General features: G+C 50.2%; 1 protein-coding gene. It reads right to left on the bottom strand.

Translation table 11 applies throughout. From position 1 onward, the window contains the following. Positions 1-3: 3 nt before the first annotated feature. The coding region (gene bla / locus N415_RS30370; RefSeq protein ID WP_068189976.1) for a class A beta-lactamase at positions 4-661 on the bottom strand (658 nt) is incomplete at its 5' end.

The raw sequence follows: 661 nt of genomic DNA, 5'->3' as shown, positions 1-661 counted from the left end.
CTGTTACCAATGCTTAATCAGTGAGGCACCTATCTCAGCGATCTGTCTATTTCGTTCATCCATAGTTGCCTGACTCCCCGTCGTGTAGATAACTACGATACGGGAGGGCTTACCATCTGGCCCCAGTGCTGCAATGATACCGCGAGACCCACGCTCACCGGCTCCAGATTTATCAGCAATAAACCAGCCAGCCGGAAGGGCCGAGCGCAGAAGTGGTCCTGCAACTTTATCCGCCTCCATCCAGTCTATTAATTGTTGCCGGGAAGCTAGAGTAAGTAGTTCGCCAGTTAATAGTTTGCGCAACGTTGTTGCCATTGCTACAGGCATCGTGGTGTCACGCTCGTCGTTTGGTATGGCTTCATTCAGCTCCGGTTCCCAACGATCAAGGCGAGTTACATGATCCCCCATGTTGTGCAAAAAAGCGGTTAGCTCCTTCGGTCCTCCGATCGTTGTCAGAAGTAAGTTGGCCGCAGTGTTATCACTCATGGTTATGGCAGCACTGCATAATTCTCTTACTGTCATGCCATCCGTAAGATGCTTTTCTGTGACTGGTGAGTACTCAACCAAGTCATTCTGAGAATAGTGTATGCGGCGACCGAGTTGCTCTTGCCCGGCGTCAATACGGGATAATACCGCGCCACATAGCAGAACTTTAAAAGTG

The sequence above is a fragment of the Mycobacterium sp. UM_CSW genome, from assembly GCF_000455205.1.
Classification (GTDB): domain Bacteria; phylum Actinomycetota; class Actinomycetes; order Mycobacteriales; family Mycobacteriaceae; genus Mycobacterium.
The sequence above is the reverse complement of the archived record's forward strand: the minus strand, read 5'-3'. Positions and strand labels throughout refer to the sequence as shown.